The organism is Roseateles sp., from assembly GCF_965229315.1.
In the GTDB taxonomy this organism is placed as follows: domain Bacteria; phylum Pseudomonadota; class Gammaproteobacteria; order Burkholderiales; family Burkholderiaceae_C; genus Pelomonas.
Window position 1 is genome coordinate 3,051,668 of record NZ_CBDDJA010000002.1, and the last position, 18,890, is coordinate 3,070,557.

Here is an 18,890-nt window from a genome sequence, read left to right on the forward strand (position 1 = left end):
GGGTTTGGCGGCCGGATTGCGTTTCCCTGACCATGACCCACCCCGAATTTCCCATCCGCGCTGAAGACTGGCCCGAGGTGTCGCGCCTGTTCGACGCGGCCTGCGACCTGCCGCTCGACAGCCGCGCCACCTTCCTGGCCCGGCTGGACGCCGAACAGCCGGGCCTGTCGCCCCAGGTGCGCGCGCTGCTGCAGAGCGGCGCCGAGCGCGAGACCGGCGACTGGCTGGAGCGCGGCCCGCGCCTGGCCGGTGGCGCCCGGCTCGTGGGCACCGAGCCCCAGGCCGGCGACACGGTGGGCCGCTACCGGCTGCAGGCCCGATGCGGCAGCGGCGGCATGGGCGAGGTCTGGCAGGCCGAGGCGCTGGAAGGCCCGGCCCGTCGCGTGGCGTTGAAGCTGCCGCTGTGGCACCGCCCCGGCAGCGCGGCGGCCGAACGCTTCGCCCGCGAGGGGCGCATCCTCGCGACGCTGGACCACCCGCACATCGCCCGCCTGTTCGACGCCGGCACGGCCGCCGACGGCACGCCCTACCTGGCGATGGAGTGGGTCGAGGGCGAGCCGCTGATCGCCTGGTGCGATGCGCGCCAGCTCGGCGTGGCCGAGCGGCTGCAGCTCTTCCAGCAGGCGCTGGAGGCCGTCGCCTACGCGCACGCCCGGCTCGTGCTGCACCGCGACCTCAAGCCCGCGCACCTGCTCGTCACGCCGCAGGGCCAGGTCAAGCTGCTGGACTTCGGCATCGCCAAGCTGCTGGATGACGACAGCGGCCCCGCCGACGCCACCGAGCTGACCCGCGCCGCCGGCCGCGTGATGACCACCGCCTACGCCGCGCCCGAGCAGGTGCGCGGCGAGCCCTTGACGACCGCCGCCGACCTGTACTCGCTGGGCGTCGTGCTGTTCGAGCTGCTGACCGGCCACCGCCCCTACGCGACGCGGCTGAACACGCCCGCTCAGCTGGAGACGGCCATCGCCGAAGGCCACCTCGTGCGCGCGGCCGACACACCGACCGACGCGGACGCGCAAGCCCGTGGCCAAGCCCGCCGCGCGCTCGCCAAGCAGCTGCGCGGCGACTTGGGCGCGGTGCTGGACAAGGCGCTGCAGCTGGAACCCGCACGCCGCTACGCCAGTGCGGACACGCTGGCTGCCGACCTGGCCCGCCACCTGCAAGGCCATCCGGTGCTGGCCGCACCCACCAGCCGCTGGCAGCGCGCCTGGAAGTTCGCGCGCCGCCACCGCGTCGGTGTGAGCCTGGGCACACTGGCCGTGTGCAGCCTGCTGGGCGTGACGGCCGCGGCGCTGTGGCAGGCGCACGAGGCACAGGCCCAGCGCGCCAAGGCGGAGGCGTCGCTGGCGACGACCGAGCACTTCTCGTTCTTCCTCGGCGACCTGCTGGGCGACGCATTGGCGGCCGGCAGCAACGAGCCGCCGTCGGCCATCGTCGCGCGGGCCGAACGCATGGCGCGCGGCGAGTTCGCCGACGACCCCGAGACGCTGGCGCGCGTGCTGCAGGCCGTGGGGCAGCACCACGGCGGCATCGGCGAATCCGAGCGGGCGACCCAGCTGTACGAGGAGGCCGCGAAGCTGACCCAGGACCGCGACCAGCGGCAGGCCATCGACTGCGCGCTGGGCATGATGTACCAGCGGCTGGGCCGGCGCGACGAAGCGCTGAAGCTGCTGCAGGCCGTGGCCGACGACCCGACCGCCGAGCCGGTGTCGCGCGCCAACTGCGCGTCCTACCAGGCCACGGTGCTGCTCAACCTCGGCAAGCTCGACGAAGCGCTGGCCGCGGCCGACCACGCGACCGCCTACTGGAAGTCCATGCCGCGCCCCATGCTGCAGTTCGAGGCGCCGCTGCTGGTGCTGAAGGCCAGCATCCTGATGTACACGCCGCGCGTGGCCGAAGCCGATGCGCTGTTCGCGCAGGCTGCGGCCTCCATGAAGAAGCTGGGACGCGACCAGGGCATGTCGTATGTCGCGACACTGAACAACTGGGCGCTCGCCAACTTCCTGGCCGGCCAGCTGCCGGCCGCGCAGGCGCGCCACGACGACACGCTGGCGCTGGCCCGGCTGAATGCCGGCCCGCACGGCGTCGCCCCCGTCAATCTGCTGAACGCGGCCACCGACCGGCTGGAAACCGGCCTCTACGCCCAGGCGCTGGACTTCTACGACCAGACGCTGGCCGCCGCGCGCCAATGGCAGAACGCCGGCTTTGCCGCCAGCGCGCAATGCCTGGGCGCGCTGGCGCTGCTGCGCGACGGCCGCGATGCCCAGGCCGAGCAGCGCCTCGCCGCCGGCCGCGCCGAGAAGCTCGGCGACAACCCCGGCGACCGCATCGCCGCGGGCAACTGCAGCAGCGCGCAGGCCCAGCTCGCGCTGGCGCATGGCGATGCCGCCACGGCGTTGAAGGGGTTCGACGAGGCGCTGGCCAACAAGTCGCTGCGCGATGCGACGCGCGCCCACCTGCTGCAGTGGCGCTCACGCGCGCAGCTGGCGGCCGGCAACGCCGTGGCCGCGAAGGCCGATGCCGAGGCGTCGTTGAAGATCGCGCGCCAGTTGCAGGGCGCCCAGCCGGCGTCCTTCCGCACGGCGCTCGCGCTCGACGCGCTGGCCCGCGTGCAGGCGGCAGCACAGGATGCCGCCGCACCCGCAACGCGCCAGGAGGCCGACACCGCGCTGGCCGCGAGCGTCGCGCCGACGCACTGGCTCAGGCGTTGACGGCTGGCGCCAAAGGCCGGCGCAAACGGTCGACGCCAAAGGTCGACGCTAAAGGTCGAAACCGAACGGCTTCAGCAACTGCGCCGTTTCGAACAGCGGCAAGCCCATGATGCCGCTGTAGCTGCCGGAGATTGTGGCGATCCATGCCGCCGCCTGGCTCTGGATGGCGTAGCCGCCGGCCTTGCCGAAGGGCTCTCGGCTGGCGACATAGCGCGCGATCTGCGCGTCGCTCAGCGGCGCGAACGCCACCTGCGACACGCTCAGTGCCGCGGCGCGGCGGGCCGCCGAAGGGGCGGATTGCGCCACGGCGACGGCCGTGATGACACGGTGCGTGCGGCCGGACAGCAGGCGCAGCATGCGCCACGCATCGGCATCGTCCGCCGGCTTGCCGAGGATGAGGTCGTCCACGGCCACCGTGGTGTCGGCGCACAGGATGGGCGCGGGCGGCAGGCCGCGCGCCGTCAGCCTCAGCAGCGCGGCATCGAGCTTGGCGGCGGTGACACGGGCGCAATAGGACTCGGGCAGCTCGCCGTCGTGCACGGCCTCCAGCGCCTCGGCGTCCTCGTCGGCGCCGGGCAGCAGCAACTCGTGAGGCAGGCCCAGCTGGTCCAGCAACTGGCGGCGGCGCGGGCTTTGCGAGGCGAGGTAGAGATGCGCGGCGCCGGGCCGCCCCAGGCCGGATGCGCCCCCTCGGGGGGGCAGCGACGAAGTCGTCTCGGGGGTCGTCATCTACTCGCGGTGGTACGGGTGGCCGGTCGTGACCGTCCAGGCGCGGTACAGCCCTTCGGCCAGCAGCACGCGCGCGAACGCATGCGGCAGCGTCAGGTCGGACAGCCGCAGCGTCTCGTCGGCCGTGGCTTTCAGGTCGGGGTGCAGGCCGTCCGGCCCGCCGATGATGAGGACTGCGTCACGGCCCTCGCCCATCCACAGCTTCAGGCGCTCGGCCAGTTGCACCGAGGTGCGCCGCTCGCCGCGTTCGTCCAGGATGATGCGGCGCACGCCTTTCGGCAATACGGCCTCGATGCGCGCGGCTTCAGCGGCCATCAACTGCTCGGCCGTCTTGCTGCCGCGCGTCTCGGCCTTGACGGCCTTCAATTCGAGCCTGAGCTCGGGCGGGAAGCGCTTGGCGAAGTCCTCGTAGGCGGTGTCGGCCCAGGCCGGCTGGCGCTGGCCCACGGCGACGAGCAGCAGGCGCATCAGCCCTTCTTGGGCGCCGCGCGCTTGGCGGGTGCGCGGGAGGCAGCCTTGGCGGCAGTCTTGCCGGCGGTCTTCGCTGCGGGCCTGGCGGCCGGTGCGGCTTTGGCGGCCGGCTTGGCCCGCTTGGCCGCGGCCGCCTTGCCAACGCCCTGGCCCGCGCCCACCGTCAGCGTCTTGACCGGTGCCGCCGTCTTCACGCCCACGCTGCGCGTGACGCCCTTCTTGGGCGCCTGGGTGCCCACGGCGGCCTTCTTGGCCACGGCCTTCTTGGCTGCCGCCGACGGCACGGCCCGGTTCGCGCCCTTGGCGGGTGCGGCCTTCGGCGCCGGCTTGGGAGCCGCCTTGGCCGTGATGGGCTTGGACGCCGTGCCCTTGCGCGCGGTCTTGACCGGCGCGGCGGCGGGCTCCTCGGACGCCTTGACCAGCTTGGTCTCGCTGCTGCCGAGCTTGAGCTTGACCGGCTTGCCGCCCCAGATTTCCTCGAGGTGGTAGTAGGTGCGGATGGCGGGCTGCATCAGGTGCACGACGGCGGCGCCGCAGTCCACGATGATCCATTCGCCGTTGTCCTCACCCTCGGTGCGCATGACCTGCATGCCGCGACCCTTGACGGTCTCGCGCACGCTGGAGGCCAGGGCCTTGGTCTGCCGGTTGCTCGTGCCGGACGCGATGATGACGCGCTCGAACAGCGGCGACAGATGCTCGGTGTTGAACACGACGATGTTCTGGGCCTTGACGTCTTCGAGACCATCGACGATGGCTCGTTGCAGCTTGCGAATGTCCATTCAGGGCTTCTTCTCGTAAAGGCGGTGCGAGGCAATATAGCTCGCGACCTCCGCGCCCACCATGGGGCAGATGTCCTCACCGCGGGCGACGGCGTCGCGCACGGCGGTGGACGAAAGGGGTGTCTCAGGCAGCGCCAGCACCTGCAGGCGATGCGCGGGAAGGCCGGGCGGCGTGACGACGGCGGCGCCGGTGCGCGGCACGACGACGAGGGTGGCCAGCGCTGCGACGGTCTCGACCTGGTACCAGCTGGACAGCCGCGCGTACTGGTCCTGGCCGATCAAAAACATCAGCTCGGCGCCCGGGTGCTGGCCCGCGAACTCGCGCAGCGTGTCGGCCGTGAAGCTGGGGCCGCGGCGGTGCAGTTCGCGGTCGTCGACGGCGAAACGCGGCTCACCCGCGATCAGGCGCTGGAGCATCTGCACGCGGTGCACGCCGGCGGCCATGACCTGGTCGGGCTTCTGCCATTGGCGCCCGGCCGGCAGCCACAGCAGGCGCTGCGGCGCCAGCGCGTCGAGCGCAAAGCGGGCGAAGGCCAGGTGGCCCAGGTGGGGCGGGTCGAAACTGCCGCCGAAGATCGCGAGCTTCAAGCGCGATCCCTCGCGAGGGCGCGCCCGAGTCCGGCCATGGGGTCCAGGTTCATAGCCAAAGTGCAGTCGGGGTTTCGTGGGCCCAGTCACGCGGGCGCAGGAACTCACTGTACAACCGCGCTTCGGGCGTGCCCGGTTCGGGCGCCCAGTCGTAGCGCCACGACACCCGCGGTGGCATGGACATCAGGATGGATTCCGTGCGCCCGCCTGACTGCAGGCCGAACAGCGTGCCGCGGTCCCAGACCAGATTGAATTCGACGTAGCGCCCACGCCGGTAGGCCTGGAACTCGCGCTCGCGCTCGCCATAGGCATAGCCCTGGCGGCACTCGACGATGGGCACATAGGCCGCCAGGAAGGCGTCGCCCACCGAGCGGATCAGCGCGAAGCCGGCCTCGGCCCCGCCCTGCTCGTCCGGCAGCGCGAAGTCGTCGAAGAAGATGCCGCCGATGCCGCGCGGCTCGTTGCGGTGCTTCAAGAAGAAGTAGTCGTCGCACCAGGCCTTGAACTTCGGATGCAGCTCCGGGCCGTGGGGTGCCAGCGCATCGCGGCAGGTGCGGTGGAAATGCTGGGCGTCGCGCTCATAGCCGTAGTAGGGCGTCAGGTCCATGCCGCCGCCGAACCAGGTCACGGCCGGGCCGTTGGCCGGCAGCGCCGCGAACATGCGCACGTTCATGTGCACCGTCGGCACGAAGGGGTTGTGCGGGTGCATCACCAGGGACACACCCATCGCCTCGAACGGCGCGCCGGCCAGCTCCGGCCGGTGCTGCGTGGCCGAAGGCGGCAGCACGCGCCCCTTCACGTGGGAGAAATTGACACCGCCACGCTCGAAGACCGCCCCACCTTCGATGAGGTGGCTCAGGCCATCGCCTTCCAGCCGCCCGCCGGGCTCGCGCGTCCACGCATCGCTCAAGAAGGCATTGCCGTCAACGGCCTGCAGCGCGCCGACGATGCGCTGCTGCAGGGCCAGGAGATAGTCGCGGACGGTGTGTGTGTTCATGTGCGGGGGCGCTGGGGCTGGATCGGGCTGGCGAGTGCGGGGTGCCTGCCGACGCGGGGACCGAGATAGTCGGCAAATGCGGCGAAGTCGGCCTGCATGTCGCCGCTCAGCATGACGAATCGGTTCAACGACACGATTCGCCGCTCGAAATCGAGGTAGCACAGGCCCGCCGGCACGCCCGCCTGCACCGCCACCTGGTAGGCGCCGGTGCGCCAGCCGCTGGCGCGCGACCGCGTGCCCTCGGGCGCGGCGGCGAGCCAGAAACGCTCGCCACGCGCGGCTGCGGCCTGCATCTGCCGCACCGTGTCGGCGACGATGCCGTGCGGGCTGTTGCGGTCCACCGCGACGCCGCCGATCCAGCGCGTCCAGCGCCCGAGCAGCGGCACCCTGAACAGGCTGTCCTTGCCCCAGAAGCGCAGTGGCAGCCCGATGGCCCACTTGGCCAGCACGCCGATGACGAAATCCCAGTTGGACGTGTGCGGATAGACCAGGATGACGCCCTGCTCCGCCGGCACGCCGGGCGCGTCCACCGTCCAGCCGAACAGGCCGAGCACCCCGCGGGCCAGCCCGCTGCTGCGGCCGTGAGGGCGCAACGGCGCGGTCAGGACGACGGGCGCTGCGCTCAACGCTTGATGGCCCGGTGGCCGATGTCCGAGCGGAACTGCCGGCCGGCGAACTGGATGCCCGAGGCCAGTTCGTAGGCGCGTTGCGCGGCGGTGCGGGCGGATTCGCCCAGCGCCGTCACGCACAGCACGCGGCCACCGCTGGTCTGCAACTTGCCGTCCACCTCGGCCGTGCCGGCGTGAAAGACCATGCCGTCCTCCGCGTCGGCCGGCAACCCGGTGATCGCATCGCCCTTGCGCGGCGACAGCGGGTAGCCCTCGGCCGCCAGCACGACGCCCAGCGCCACGCGGCGGTCCCACTGCAGCTCGACCTGGTCCAGCGTGCCGTCGGTCGCATGCATCAGCAGCTCGAAGAGGTCGCTCTTCATGCGCATCAGGATGGGCTGCGTCTCGGGGTCGCCCATGCGCGTGTTGAACTCCACCGTGCGCGGCTGGCCGTGCTCGTCGATCATCAGCCCGGCGTACAGGAAGCCGGTGAACGGGTGGCCGTCGCGGGCCATGCCGGCGATGGTGGGCTGGATGATCTCGTGCATGACCTTGGCATGCACATTGGGCGTGACGACCGGCGCGGGCGAGTAGGCGCCCATGCCGCCGGTGTTGGGGCCTTCGTCGCCGTCCAGCAGGCGCTTGTGGTCCTGGCTGGTGGCCAGCGACACGACACGCTTGCCGTCGCAGACGACGATGAAGCTGGCCTCCTCGCCGGCCAGGAAGTCCTCGATGACGACGCGCGCGCCGCCGTCGTTGTGCGTCACGCCCAGCTTGTTGTCTTCAAGAATCCACGTGATCGCCTCGTGGGCCTCGTCCAGCGTCATCGCCACGACGACACCCTTGCCCGCCGCCAGGCCGTCGGCCTTGATGACGATGGGCGCGCCGCGGCCGTCCACATAGGCGTGGGCCGCGGCCGGGTCGGAGAAGGTCTCGTAGGCTGCCGTCGGGATGCCGTGGCGCTTCATGAAGTCCTTGGCGAAGGCCTTGGAGCTTTCGAGCTGCGCGGCGGCCTTGGTGGGGCCGAAGATGCGCAGCCCGCGCGCGCGGAACTCGTCCACGATGCCCGCCGCCAGCGCGGCCTCGGGGCCGACGACGGTGAGCGCGATCTTCTGCTCGGCGGCGAAGTCGGCCAGCGCCTTCGCGTCGGTGGGGGCGATGGGCACGTTGTGCAGCCGCTCGTCGCGCGCCGTGCCGCCGTTGCCCGGCGCCACGAACACCTGGCTGACGCGCTCGGCCTGCGAGAGTTTCCAGGCCAGCGCGTGTTCACGGCCGCCGTTGCCGATGACAAGAACTTTCATCGCTCAGCCCAGCTCGGCGTTGTGATAGACGGCCTGCGTGTCGTCGAGGTCTTCGATGACGTCCAGCAGCTTTTGCATGCGTTCGGCGTCCTCGCCGGTCAGCGCGATGGTGTTCTCGGGGCGCATCGTCACCTCGGCCAGCTCGGGCACCAGGCCGGCCGCTTCCAGCGCGGCCTTGACGGCTTCGTAGTCGGTGGGCGAGGTCAACACCTCGATGGCGCCGTCGTCGCCGGTGACGACGTCCTCGGCACCGGCCTCCAGGGCCACTTCCATGACCTGGTCTTCCGACGTGCCCGGTGCGAACAGCAGCTGGCCCACATGCTTGAACTGGAAGGCGACCGAGCCGTCCGTGCCCATGTTGCCGCCATATTTGCTGAAGGCGTGGCGCACCTCGGCCACGGTGCGGACGCGGTTGTCCGTCATCGTGTCGATCATGATGGCCGCGCCGGCGATGCCATAGCCTTCGTAGCGGATTTCCTCGTACGTGAGCCCATCGATGTTGCCGCTGGCCTTGTCGATGTTGTACTTGATGCGGTCGGCCGGCATGTTGGCGGCCTTGGCCTTGTCGACGGCCAGACGCAGGCGCGGGTTGTCCTTGATGTCGGGGCCACCCTGGCGCGCCGCGACCGTGATCTCACGGATGATGCGCGTCCAGATCTTGCCGCGCTTCTCGTCCTGGCGGCCTTTGCGGTGTTGGATGTTGGCCCATTTGGAATGTCCGGCCATAAGGTTTGGCTCCCGGCGGCTGACTGGGCAGCGGCCTGATTTATCGTTGGCAGAAGAGCGATTTTAGAGGAGCCCCCATGACTGACCCGATCCTGCTGGCGCGCCACGGCGACACCGAGTGCCTGCTGCTGCCCGCGCTGGCGAACCGGCATGGCCTCATCACCGGCGCGACGGGCACCGGCAAGACCATCAGCCTGCAGAAGCTCGCGGAGAGCTTCAGCACGCTGGGCGTGCCCGTCTTCATGGCCGACGTGAAGGGCGACCTGACCGGCATCAGCCAGCGCGGCGTGCCCAGCGAGAAGCTGCTCGCGACGCTGAAGGACCGTGGCCTGGACGCGCCCGAGACCATCGCCTGCCCCACGACGCTGTGGGACATCTTCGGCGAGCAGGGCCACCCGGTGCGCGCCACCGTGTCCGACATGGGCCCGCTGCTCTTGAGCCGCATGCTGGCGCTGAACGAGACGCAGGCGGGCGTGCTGCAGATGATCTTCAAGATCGCCGACGACAACGGCCTGTTGCTGCTGGACCTGAAGGACCTGCGCGCGATGCTGCAGCACGTGGGCGACAACGCCAGCCAGTTCACGACGCAGTACGGCAACGTATCGGCCGCCAGCATCGGCGCCATCCAGCGCGGCCTGCTGCAGATCGAGGCCCAGGGCGGCGACAAGTTCTTCGGCGAGCCCATGCTCAACATCGCCGACTTCATGCAGGTGGACGGCGGGCTGGGCGTCATCAACATCCTGGCCGCCGACAAGCTGATGAACGCGCCGCGGCTGTACGCGACCTTCCTGCTCTGGATGCTGTCGGAACTGTTCGAGACGCTGCCCGAGGTCGGCGACCTGGAGAAGCCGAAGCTGGTGTTCTTCTTCGACGAGGCCCACCTGCTGTTCAAGGACGCGCCTGACGCGCTGGTCGAGCGCATCGAGCTGGTCGTGCGCCTGGTGCGCTCCAAGGGCGTCGGCGTTTACTTCGTCACGCAGAACCCGCTGGACATCCCCGACGCCGTGCTGGGCCAGCTCGGCAACCGCGTGCAGCAAGCGCTGCGCGCCTTCACGCCGCGCGACCAGAAGGCCGTCAAGAGCGCCGCCGACACCATGCGTGCCAAGCCGGGGCTGGACATCGCGACCGCCATCACCGAGCTGGCCGTGGGCGAGGCGCTGGTGAGCCTGCTGGATGAGAAGGGCCGGCCCAGCATCACCGAGCGCGTCTTCGTGCTGCCGCCGGGCAGCCAGATCGGCCCCATCACGCCGGCGCAGCGCCAGGCGCTGATCACCGGCTCGCTGGTCGCCGGCGTCTACGAGCAGCAGGTCGACCGTGAGTCGGCCTACGAAAAGCTGGCCGGCAAGGCGGCGGCCAGCGGCACGGCGCCCGGCGGTACGGTGGCCCGGGGTGGCGTGCCACCCCCCGCGCCGGACGCGGGCGGCGGCCTGATGGACAGCCTCAAGGACGTGTTGTTCGGCACCACCGGCCCGCGTGGCGGGCGCCACCCCGGGCTGGCAGAAGCGGCGGCCCGCTCGGCCGTGCGCAGCATCGGCTCCTCGGTGGGCCGTGAAATCATCCGCGGGGTTCTCGGTTCCATCCTCGGCGGAGGCTCGCGCAGGCGCTGATCCGGATCGACGCGGCCCGCCCATTCATGCAGACTCGGCGCGCGCGATGACGCGCTGACGTCAGGGAGATGCAGGCATGGACGCTTTGAAGCAATTGCGCATCGGCAAGCGGCTGGCCGTCGCGTTCGCGGCCGTGCTGGTGTTGATGCTGGTGGTGTCGGTGGTCGGGGTGCGCGGCATCTACCGCGTCGCCGCCGGGCTGGAGACGGTCTACAGGGACCGCACCGTGCCGCTGGCCCAGCTCGGCGAGCTGAACAACCTGTCCACGCGCAACCGGCTCATCATCGTGGAGATGCTGCGCGCGCCGGGCTTCGACGAGATCAAGCGCCGCAGCGAAGAACTCAACGCCAACCTCAAGCACGGCCAGGAGCTGCTCGACCAGTACCTGTCCACCTCGCTGACAGCCGATGAGAAGGAGCTGGCGCAGCGCTTCGTGGCCGCGCGCAAGGCCTACATCGACGAGGGCCTGCTGCCGGTCTCCACGGCACTGTCGACCGGCGGCATGAGCACCGCGCTGCAGATCTACGAGGAGAAGACGCTGCCCATGGCCAACAAGTCGCGCGACCTGGCGGCCCAACTCGTCAAGCTGCAGATCGACGTGGCCGCGAAGGAGTATGCGGACAGCCAGGACACGCGCGCCTCCGCCGTCGCGACCACCGTCATCCTGACCGCCGCGGCGCTGGCGCTGGGCCTGGCCATGGCGTGGATGATCACGCGCTCCATCACCGCGCCGGTGCGCGATGCGGTCCACTTTGCACGGGCCGTGGCCGGGGGCGACCTGACGGGCGAACTGCGGGCACAAGGGCGGGACGAGATCGCCGAGCTGCTGGCCGCGCTGGGCAGCATGCGCGATGGCCTGGTGCAGATCGTGCGCGAGGTGCGCAGCGGCGCGGATTCCATCCTGACGGGCGCCGGCGAGATCGCCAACGGCAACGCCGACCTGTCGCAGCGCACCGAGGAGCAGGCGGCCAACCTGGAGCAGACGGCCGCCTCCATGGAGGAGATGAACGCCACGGTACGCCAGAACGCCGACACGGCGCAGACGGCGACCCAGCTCGCCACCTCCGCCAGCGGCGTGGCCGTGCGCGGCGGCGACGTCATGCAGCGCGTGATCGCCACGATGAGCGGCATCTCGGCCAGCTCGCGCAAGATCGCCGACATCATCGGCACCATCGACGGCATCGCCTTCCAGACCAACATCCTGGCACTGAACGCGGCTGTCGAAGCGGCGCGGGCCGGCGAGCAGGGTCGCGGCTTCGCGGTCGTGGCCGGCGAGGTGCGGGCGCTCGCCCAGCGCAGCGCGCAGGCCGCGCGCGAGATCAAGGCGCTGATCGGCCAGAGCGTGGACAACGTCGACGACGGCTCGCGGCTGGTCGGCGAGGCCGGCGAGACGATGACCGAGGTCGTGTCGCAGGTGAAGCGCGTGGCCGACCTGATCGCCGAGATCGGCTCGGCGACGCAGGAGCAGACGACGGGCATCGGCCAGGTCAGCGATGCGGTGTCGCAGCTCGACAAGGTGACGCAGCAGAACGCCGCCCTTGTCGAGCAGGCGGCGGCCGCGGCCGACAGCCTGCGCAGCCAGGCCCAGCGCATGACCGAGGCGGTCAGCGTGTTCCGGCTCACGCCCGGCTGAGGCCCGGCTGAGGCACCACTGAGGCCGACACCGGTTGTCACCGGTTGCAAGGGCACGGTAGAACGGCGGCGATGAAAACCGTATAAACGGTTTTCATCGTCATGAGCCACGCCCGCAAACCCCCTGCCCCCGAACGCGCCAAGCTCGTGCGCGACGGCTTCACGATGCCGGAGGCCGATTACGCGCTGCTCAAGGCGCTGAAAAACCGGCTGCACGAAGTCCAGCGCGAGGCGAAGAAGAGCGAGCTGCTGCGCGCCGGCCTGCGGGCGCTGGCCGAACTCGACCCGCCCGCGCTCGCCGCCGCGCTGGACCGACTCACGCCGGTCAAGACCGGGCGGCCGCGCAAGACGGCGCCCTGAGGAACCCACGATGACCGACGCAACCGACTGGTGGCACCTGCTGTGCGTGATCGCCGGCCTGAACCTCGTCGCCTGGACCGTCTCCACGGCCTGGCTGCACCGCAACCGCCCCGACGGCACGACCTGGCCGCACCAGCGCCTGCAACTGCTGCTGTCCGCGCTGTACGTGCTGGGCTGCGGCTACCGCTCCTTCCTGCCGGTGTTCGACGTGCCACGCGTCGTCATGGTGGACTCGTTCGCCTCCAGCGTGCTCGTCGGCCGGGCGGTCGCGACGCTGGCCGAGCTGAGCTTCGCCGCCCAGTGGGCGCTGCTGCTGCGCGGCGCGGCACTGGCGACCGGACACCGGCGCAGCCTGTGGATGTCGCATGCAATCGTGCCGCTGATCGCGCTGGCCGAGGTCAACTCCTGGTACGCGGTGCTGACCACGCGCAACATCGGCCATGTCGTCGAGGAAACGCTGTGGGGCACGGTCGCCCTGCTCAGCGTGCTGTGCCTGCTGGGCCTTTGGCCGCGCGCCACCGGCCGTGCGCGGCGCTGGCTGGCGCTGGCCATCGCGGCCGGTGCTGCCTACACGGCCTACATGTTCCTCGTGGACGTGCCGATGTACTGGCACCGCTGGTTGGCCGACCAGGCCGCCGGCCGGCCCTACGCCACGCTCGCCGCGGGCATCGCCGACGCCGGCAGCCGCTGGACGGTGTCGCACGACTGGGCGCACTGGCGCAGCGAGGTCGTCTGGATGACACTGTACTTCAGCGTGGCGGTCTGGATCAGCATCGGACTGGCCCATGTGAGGCTGCCGCTGCGGGGGCACGCGCCTGCTCCTTAAAATCGGCGTCTTCTCGCCGGGCAAGGCGCTCCTTGGCCCGGCTTCCGTTTTCTGAAGCCTCCGATGAGCCACAACGCCGCAGCCGCCCCCGCCACGAACTTCCTGCGCCAGCGCATCGAGCACGACCTGGAGACCGGCGCCTTCGCCGGCCGCCATTTCGGCGGCTCGCCGGGTGACGCCGCCCACCATGCGACGGGCCCGCTGGACGACGCCCGCATCCGCACCCGCTTCCCGCCCGAGCCCAACGGCTACCTGCACATCGGCCACGCCAAGAGCATCTGCCTGAACTTCGGCCTGGCGCGTGACTTCGGCGGCGCCTGCCACCTGCGCTTCGACGACACCAACCCCGAGAAGGAGGAGCTGGAGTACGTCAACGCCATCAAGGAGATGGTGCAGTGGCTGGGCTGGAGCTGGGGCGACAACCTGTATGAGGCCAGCAGCTACTTCGACTTCATGTACCGGGCCGCCGAGGCGCTGATCACCGCCGGCCACGCCTACGTGGACGAGCAGAGTGCCGAGGACATGCGCGCCAACCGCGGCGACTTCGGCCGCCCCGGCGTGGACAGCCCGTTCCGCAGCCGCACGCCGGCCGACAACCTCGCCCGCTTTCGCGAGATGCGCGACGGCCAGCACGCCGATGGCGCGATGGTGCTGCGCGCCAAGATCGACATGGCGTCGCCCAACATCAACCTGCGCGACCCGACGCTGTACCGCATCAAGCACGCGGAACACCACGCCACGGGCAGCACCTGGTGCATCTACCCGATGTACACCTACGCGCACCCCATCGAGGACGCGCTGGAACGCATCACGCACAGCATCTGCACGCTGGAGTTCGAGGACCAGCGCCCGTTCTACGACTGGCTGCTCAACCAGCTCGCCGACCTGGGCCTGCTGGCCCGCCCGCTGCCGCAGCAGATCGAGTTCGGCCGCCTGAACCTGAACTACGTCGTCACCAGCAAGCGCAAGCTGCGCCAACTGGTCGAGGAAAAGCACGTCAGCGGCTGGGACGACCCCCGCATGCCGACGCTGGTGGGCCTGCGCCGCCGCGGCTTCACGCCCGAGAGCCTGCGCGCGATGGTGGAAGCCACCGGTGCCAGCAAGCAGAACGCCTGGATCGACGACACCGTGCTCGACCAGGCCCTGCGCGCCGACCTCGAACCGCAGGCGCCGCGTGCGTTTGCCGTGCTGCAGCCGCTCAAGCTCAAGCTGACGAACTACGCCGAGGTGTTCGGCAGCGCCGAGCACCGCGAGCCCTGCGAAACGGCGGCCCACCCGCACAAGCCCGAACTGGGCCAGCGCAAATTCTCGCTGGGCCCCGAGCTGTGGATCGAGGCCGAGGACTTTGTCGAAACGCCGCCCAAGGGCTACTTCAGGCTCTTCCCAGGCAACAAGGTGCGCCTGAAGGCCGGCTTCATCATCGAATGCACGGGCGCCGAGAGGGACGCCGACGGCAAGGTCACTGCAGCGCTGGCCAACGTCATCCCCGACACCAAGAGCGGCACGCCCGGCGCAGACGCCGTCAAGGTCAAGGGCACCATCGGCTGGGTCGGCGCGCACGAGGCCGTCGCGGCCGAGGTGCGCCTGTACGAGCGCCTGTTCGCCGAGCCCCAGCCCGATGCCGGGGGCCGCGACTTCATCGAATTCCTGAACCCGAATTCGCTGCGCGTCGTGCAGGGCTTCGTGGAGCCGTCACTGGCTGGCGCCGCCGCCGATCAGCGCTGGCAGTTCGAGCGCCACGGCTACTTCGTGACCGACCGCGTGGACCACCGCGCCGACAAGCCGGTGTTCAACAAGATCACGGGGCTGAAGGACAGCTTCAGCAAGTAGGGCAGCCTCAGTTGCGCGTGCTGCCGCTGCGCAGCACCACCGGGCTGGCGTATTCGCGGCCCACGACGGCGCGCGCGAACAGGTAGTTCTGCCGCGCCTGCTCGCTCAGGCCATCCATGCGCACGCCACCGTGGGCGTCGCAGGGGAAGGCCAGCGCGCGGCCGGTGTGGAACAGCGACTCGAACCGCAGTTCGTAGTCGTCGCAAAGGGGCATGGGGCGGCTGTTCATGGGCACCTCGTCTGGATTGCAGACTAGGCGCCGCCCTGACCCCTCGTCCGTGAAAAGGTCGCAGATCGCTGCCGCCACCCCGCGTCTGCGGGCAGGGCCGCCAGCATGTCACGACGGTTACGAAGGAGATCTGCGGCGCTGGCGTCGGGCAACCCAAGTGAGCTTCGTGACTTTTTGCGCGGCTTTTACAGCTGCATCGCTGGCGCTTTCAATTCGTCACTGTCTTCAAAAGGACGCTTACCTAGCATTCGCCGCGACGCCTAACCCGTCAAACGCATGCCCATCGGCCCCACGTCCACGTTCGAACCCACCGAGAGCATCGACCCGCCGACATCGGCGCGTGCCCGGGTGCTGGCGGGCGCGCAGACCCTCACGCGGCCTGGCCGGGAGAAGGCGGCAGCCACCGCCGCGCCGGCACGGGGCGTGATGCGGGCGCAGGGCGCGGCCAGCACGGCCGAGCCCCTGCCGCGCTGGGCGAAAGGCGTCGTCATCGGGGGTGTGCTGCTGGCCGTCGCCATGCCGGCCTCGGTGCTGTTGTCGCGCTCCATGCTGGTGCAGGACGCCATGGCCGCGCAGAGCGGCTCCCAGGCCGCCATGGTGTGCACGTCGGGCGAAGGCCGCGCGGTGGACGGCTCCAACCTGCTGGGCTGGCTGTTCGGCGGCTCGTACTTCCACTGCGGCGACTGGGAGACGCGCGAGGCGCGCCAGCAGCGCGAGCGCGAGCAGTACGAGTCCAACTACCTGGCGCGTGAGCGCGCGAAACAGGGGCTCAAGTAAGGCCGCTCAGTCCGCCAGGTCCGCCAGGTCCGCCAGCCGGCGCACCTTGACCTTGCGGCCCTTGAGCTTGCCCAGAGACAGGCGCCGCACCGCCTCGGCCGCAATGCTGCGCTCCACGGCCACGTAGCTGTGGAAGTCGGTCACGTTGATCTTGCCGACCTGGCTGCCGGCAAAGCCGGCCTCGCCGGTCAGCGCGCCCAGGATGTCGCCGGGGCGGATCTTCTCCTTGCGCCCGCCCAGGATCTGCAGCGTGTCCATGGCCGGCAGCAGCGGGCCGCCGGGGGCATCCACCAGATCGCCCAGGGCCTGCCACTTGAATGCCTCGCCCTGCAGCTGCTCGATGCGGCCGATGCGGCCCATCTCGTCCAGGCTCGCCAGGCTCAGCGCCAGGCCGTCGGCACCGGCGCGGCCGGTGCGGCCGATGCGGTGCACGTGCTGCTCCACGTCGGCGCTGATGTCCACGTTGATGACGCAGGCCAGGTTGGCGATGTCCAGGCCCCGCGCAGCCACGTCAGTGGCGACGAGCACGGACGCGCTGCGGTTGGCGAACTGGATCAGCACCTGGTCGCGGTCGCGCTGCTCCAGGTCGCCGTGCAGCGCGAGCGCGATGAAGCCCTGCGCGGCCAGCACCGCTTCCAGGTCACGGCACTGCTGCTTGGTGTTGCAGAAGGCGATGGCTGATTCAGGGCGGAACGCGCGCAACAGCCGCGGCACGGCATCCAGGCGCTCCACCTCGGTCACCTCGAAGGCGACCTGCCGGATCGTCGACGAGGCGGCGCTGGCCGAGCCGGCCACCTTCACCGTCTGCGGATCGCGCATGAACTTGGCGGCGATCTCGGTCACGCCGTCCGGGAACGTGGCCGAGAACAGCAGCGTCTGCCGCTGGGGCGGCGCGCGCTTGGCAATCGCCTTGATGTCGTCCAGGAAGCCCATGTCCAGCATGCGGTCGGCCTCGTCCAGCACCAGCGTGTTCAGCGCGGACAGGTCCAGTGTGTCGCGCTCCAGGTGGTCGATGAGCCGGCCCGGCGTGCCCACCACGATGTGGGCGCCGAAGGACAGGCTCTCGATCTGCGGCTTCATGGGATTGCCGCCGCACAGGCTCAGCACCTTGATGTTGTCGGCCGCGCGCGCCAGGCGGCGGATCTCCTGCGTGACCTGGTCGGCCAGCTCGCGCGTGGGGCACAGCACCAGCGCCTGCACGCGCGACTGCGCGGCGTCCAGCCGGTGCAGCAGTGCCAGCGAGAAGGCGGCGGTCTTGCCGGAACCGGTCTGCGCCTCGCCGATGACGTCGCGGCCGGCCAGGGCCAAAGGCAGGCTGGCGGCCTGGATGGGGGTCATCTCCAGGTAGCCCAGCTGTTGGAGATTGGCCAGCAGGGCCGCGCTGAGCGGCAGGCTGGAAAAGGCTTTGGAAGTGGACGCGTTCATCGCCCGATTGTCCGTGCCAGCTCAGAGGACCGGATCGAGCACCGCGATCAGGCGGTCGATCTCCTCGGCCGTGTTGTAGTGGGCGATGGACACGCGCACCACGCCGCCCTGCTCGCGCAGGCCCAGGTTGTCGATGAGGCGGCGGGCGTAGAAGTCGCCGAAGCGGATGCCGATGCGGTGCGGGTCCACCTGCCGCACCAAGGCCTCACTGTGCTGACCGGCGGCCACGAAGCTGATCGTCGGTACGCGCTGGCCGCCTCGGGTGCTGGCAGGGCCGATCAGCCTCACGCCGGGCTTGCTGGCCAGAAAACCCAGCAGCCGCTCGGCCAGCGCATCCTCATGTCGCTCGAAGGCATCGAACGCGGCCTGCATGCGCGCGCGCCCGCTGCCCGCCGCACCCAGGCGCTCGCCCACCTCGACGAGATAGTCGGCAATGCCGGCGCAGCCCCAGCTCAGCTCGTAGTTCACATTGCCCGGCTGCAGCTTGTAGGGCAGCGTGGTCGGCGGGATGAAGTCGTGGTTCAGGCTCGCCAGCGACAGCAGCAGCTCGCGCCGCCCCCACAGCAGCGCGTAATGCGGGCCGAACACCTTGTAGAAGCTGAACACGTAGAGATCGGCACCGCTGGCCTGCACGTCCACCAGCCGGTGCGGGGCGTAGGCCACCGCGTCCACGCACAGCCGCGCGCCGGCAGCGTGCACCAGGGCTGCCACCTCGGCCACCGGGTTCACCGCGCCCAGCACGTTGGAGGCCTGCGTCATCGCCACCCAGCGCGTGCGGTCGTTCAGCAGCGCCTGGAGGTCGTCCAGCTCCAGCCGCATGGTCTCGGGCCGCATGCGCCAGAAGCGGATCACCGCGCCGGCCTCGGCCAGCCGGCCCCAGGCGCCGATGTTGGCCTCGTGGTCGGTGTCGGTCACGATGATCTCGTCGCCCGGCCGGATGCCGGCACGGATGGCCTGCGTCACCTGGAACACCAGCAGCGTGGTGGCGCCGCCCATCACCACCTCCTCGTCATGCGGCGCATGGATCAGCCCGGCCACCGCACGCCGCGCCGCCAGTACCTTCTCTCCTGCGGCCTGGGACACCGCATAGCTCGCGCCGAGCTGCACCGGCGTCGTGACCAGGTAGTCGCGGATGCGGTCCGCCACGCGGCCCAGGCACTGCGAGCCGCCGGCGTTGTCGAGGTAGACGTCGTCGCCGGCGAGGGCGGGGAATTGGGCGCGGATGAAGGGGAGGTCAAGGGTGGGCATGGGGAGGTGGGAGCCTGGTGAATCGGCAGAGGTTAGGTCATGGGAT

At 70.6% G+C, this 18,890-nt stretch carries 18 protein-coding genes; 7 read left to right on the top strand and 11 right to left on the bottom strand.

Annotated features, from left to right (window positions below):
* Positions 1–32: 32 nt before the first annotated feature.
* The gene (locus ACO07H_RS18970; RefSeq protein ID WP_422016992.1) at positions 33–2,711 is read left to right on the top strand and encodes a tetratricopeptide repeat protein; all 2,679 of its coding nucleotides are present in this window, start codon (positions 33–35) and stop codon (positions 2,709–2,711) included.
* Positions 2,712–2,759: 48 nt separating this feature from the next.
* On the opposite strand, the gene ACO07H_RS18975 is transcribed toward ACO07H_RS18970, so the two are convergent.
* From ACO07H_RS18975 to ACO07H_RS19010, 8 genes are read right to left on the bottom strand one after another with little or no spacing between them, the layout of a single operon-like run.
* Positions 2,760–3,440 (bottom strand): Maf family protein, encoded by a 681-nt coding sequence (locus ACO07H_RS18975; RefSeq protein ID WP_422016994.1) that lies wholly within the window; start codon positions 3,438–3,440, stop codon positions 2,760–2,762.
* On the bottom strand, positions 3,441–3,908 hold the full coding sequence (rlmH, locus tag ACO07H_RS18980) for a 23S rRNA (pseudouridine(1915)-N(3))-methyltransferase RlmH (RefSeq protein WP_422016996.1): 468 nt from the start codon (positions 3,906–3,908) through the stop codon (positions 3,441–3,443).
* On the bottom strand, positions 3,908–4,690 hold the full coding sequence (gene rsfS / locus ACO07H_RS18985) for a ribosome silencing factor (protein ID WP_422016998.1): 783 nt from the start codon (positions 4,688–4,690) through the stop codon (positions 3,908–3,910). Before rsfS ends, rlmH begins: the two co-directional genes overlap by 1 nt.
* Entirely contained in the window at positions 4,691–5,278 is a 588-nt protein-coding gene (gene nadD, locus ACO07H_RS18990) for a nicotinate (nicotinamide) nucleotide adenylyltransferase (protein WP_422017000.1), read from the bottom strand. It lies immediately after the preceding gene.
* Between the two features lie 49 nt (positions 5,279–5,327).
* A complete protein-coding gene (gene hemF / locus ACO07H_RS18995; protein WP_422017002.1) occupies positions 5,328–6,275 on the bottom strand; it encodes an oxygen-dependent coproporphyrinogen oxidase in 948 nt (315 codons plus the stop codon).
* Entirely contained in the window at positions 6,272–6,901 is a 630-nt protein-coding gene (locus ACO07H_RS19000; RefSeq protein WP_422017004.1) for a 1-acyl-sn-glycerol-3-phosphate acyltransferase, read from the bottom strand. The genes hemF and ACO07H_RS19000 overlap by 4 nt, the downstream gene beginning before the upstream one ends.
* Positions 6,898–8,184 (bottom strand): phosphoribosylamine--glycine ligase, encoded by a 1,287-nt coding sequence (gene purD / locus ACO07H_RS19005; protein ID WP_422017006.1) that lies wholly within the window; start codon positions 8,182–8,184, stop codon positions 6,898–6,900. Before purD ends, ACO07H_RS19000 begins: the two co-directional genes overlap by 4 nt.
* Positions 8,185–8,187: 3 nt before the next feature.
* On the bottom strand, positions 8,188–8,910 hold the full coding sequence (locus tag ACO07H_RS19010; protein WP_422017008.1) for a YebC/PmpR family DNA-binding transcriptional regulator: 723 nt from the start codon (positions 8,908–8,910) through the stop codon (positions 8,188–8,190).
* A 77-nt stretch (positions 8,911–8,987) separates the two neighbouring features.
* Here ACO07H_RS19010 and ACO07H_RS19015 point away from each other — a divergent pair, with 77 nt between their 5' ends.
* The 5 genes from ACO07H_RS19015 (at position 8,988) to ACO07H_RS19035 (ending at position 15,165) form a co-directional block, all read left to right on the top strand.
* The gene (locus tag ACO07H_RS19015; protein ID WP_422017010.1) at positions 8,988–10,517 is read left to right on the top strand and encodes a helicase HerA-like domain-containing protein; all 1,530 of its coding nucleotides are present in this window, start codon (positions 8,988–8,990) and stop codon (positions 10,515–10,517) included.
* Positions 10,518–10,593: 76 nt separating this feature from the next.
* Positions 10,594–12,150 carry a methyl-accepting chemotaxis protein gene (locus tag ACO07H_RS19020; RefSeq protein ID WP_422017012.1) on the top strand — a complete coding sequence of 519 codons (1,557 nt, stop codon included), beginning with the start codon at positions 10,594–10,596 and terminating at the stop codon, positions 12,148–12,150.
* A gap of 101 nt (positions 12,151–12,251) precedes the next feature.
* Positions 12,252–12,509: a hypothetical protein gene (locus ACO07H_RS19025; RefSeq protein ID WP_422017014.1), complete on the top strand. Its 258-nt coding sequence runs from the start codon at positions 12,252–12,254 to the stop codon at positions 12,507–12,509.
* Positions 12,510–12,519: 10 nt separating this feature from the next.
* Entirely contained in the window at positions 12,520–13,335 is an 816-nt protein-coding gene (locus ACO07H_RS19030) for a hypothetical protein (protein WP_422017016.1), read from the top strand.
* 63 nt (positions 13,336–13,398) lie between these two features.
* Positions 13,399–15,165 (top strand): glutamine--tRNA ligase/YqeY domain fusion protein, encoded by a 1,767-nt coding sequence (locus ACO07H_RS19035; RefSeq protein WP_422017018.1) that lies wholly within the window; start codon positions 13,399–13,401, stop codon positions 15,163–15,165.
* A 7-nt stretch (positions 15,166–15,172) separates the two neighbouring features.
* Here the strand turns inward: ACO07H_RS19035 and ACO07H_RS19040 are convergent, their stop codons facing one another.
* Positions 15,173–15,394, bottom strand: coding sequence for a hypothetical protein (locus ACO07H_RS19040; RefSeq protein ID WP_422017020.1), 222 nt, complete (start codon positions 15,392–15,394; stop codon positions 15,173–15,175).
* A gap of 276 nt (positions 15,395–15,670) precedes the next feature.
* On the opposite strand from ACO07H_RS19040, the gene ACO07H_RS19045 reads away from it, so the two are divergent.
* Positions 15,671–16,171: a hypothetical protein gene (locus ACO07H_RS19045; RefSeq protein WP_422017022.1), complete on the top strand. Its 501-nt coding sequence runs from the start codon at positions 15,671–15,673 to the stop codon at positions 16,169–16,171.
* A 6-nt stretch (positions 16,172–16,177) separates the two neighbouring features.
* Here ACO07H_RS19045 and dbpA read toward each other — a convergent pair whose 3' ends face one another.
* Together dbpA and ACO07H_RS19055 are read right to left on the bottom strand one after the other, a co-directional pair.
* Entirely contained in the window at positions 16,178–17,596 is a 1,419-nt protein-coding gene (gene dbpA / locus ACO07H_RS19050; RefSeq protein WP_422017024.1) for an ATP-dependent RNA helicase DbpA, read from the bottom strand.
* A gap of 21 nt (positions 17,597–17,617) precedes the next feature.
* Entirely contained in the window at positions 17,618–18,844 is a 1,227-nt protein-coding gene (locus tag ACO07H_RS19055; RefSeq protein WP_422017026.1) for a cysteine desulfurase-like protein, read from the bottom strand.
* Positions 18,845–18,890: the final 46 nt, after the last annotated feature.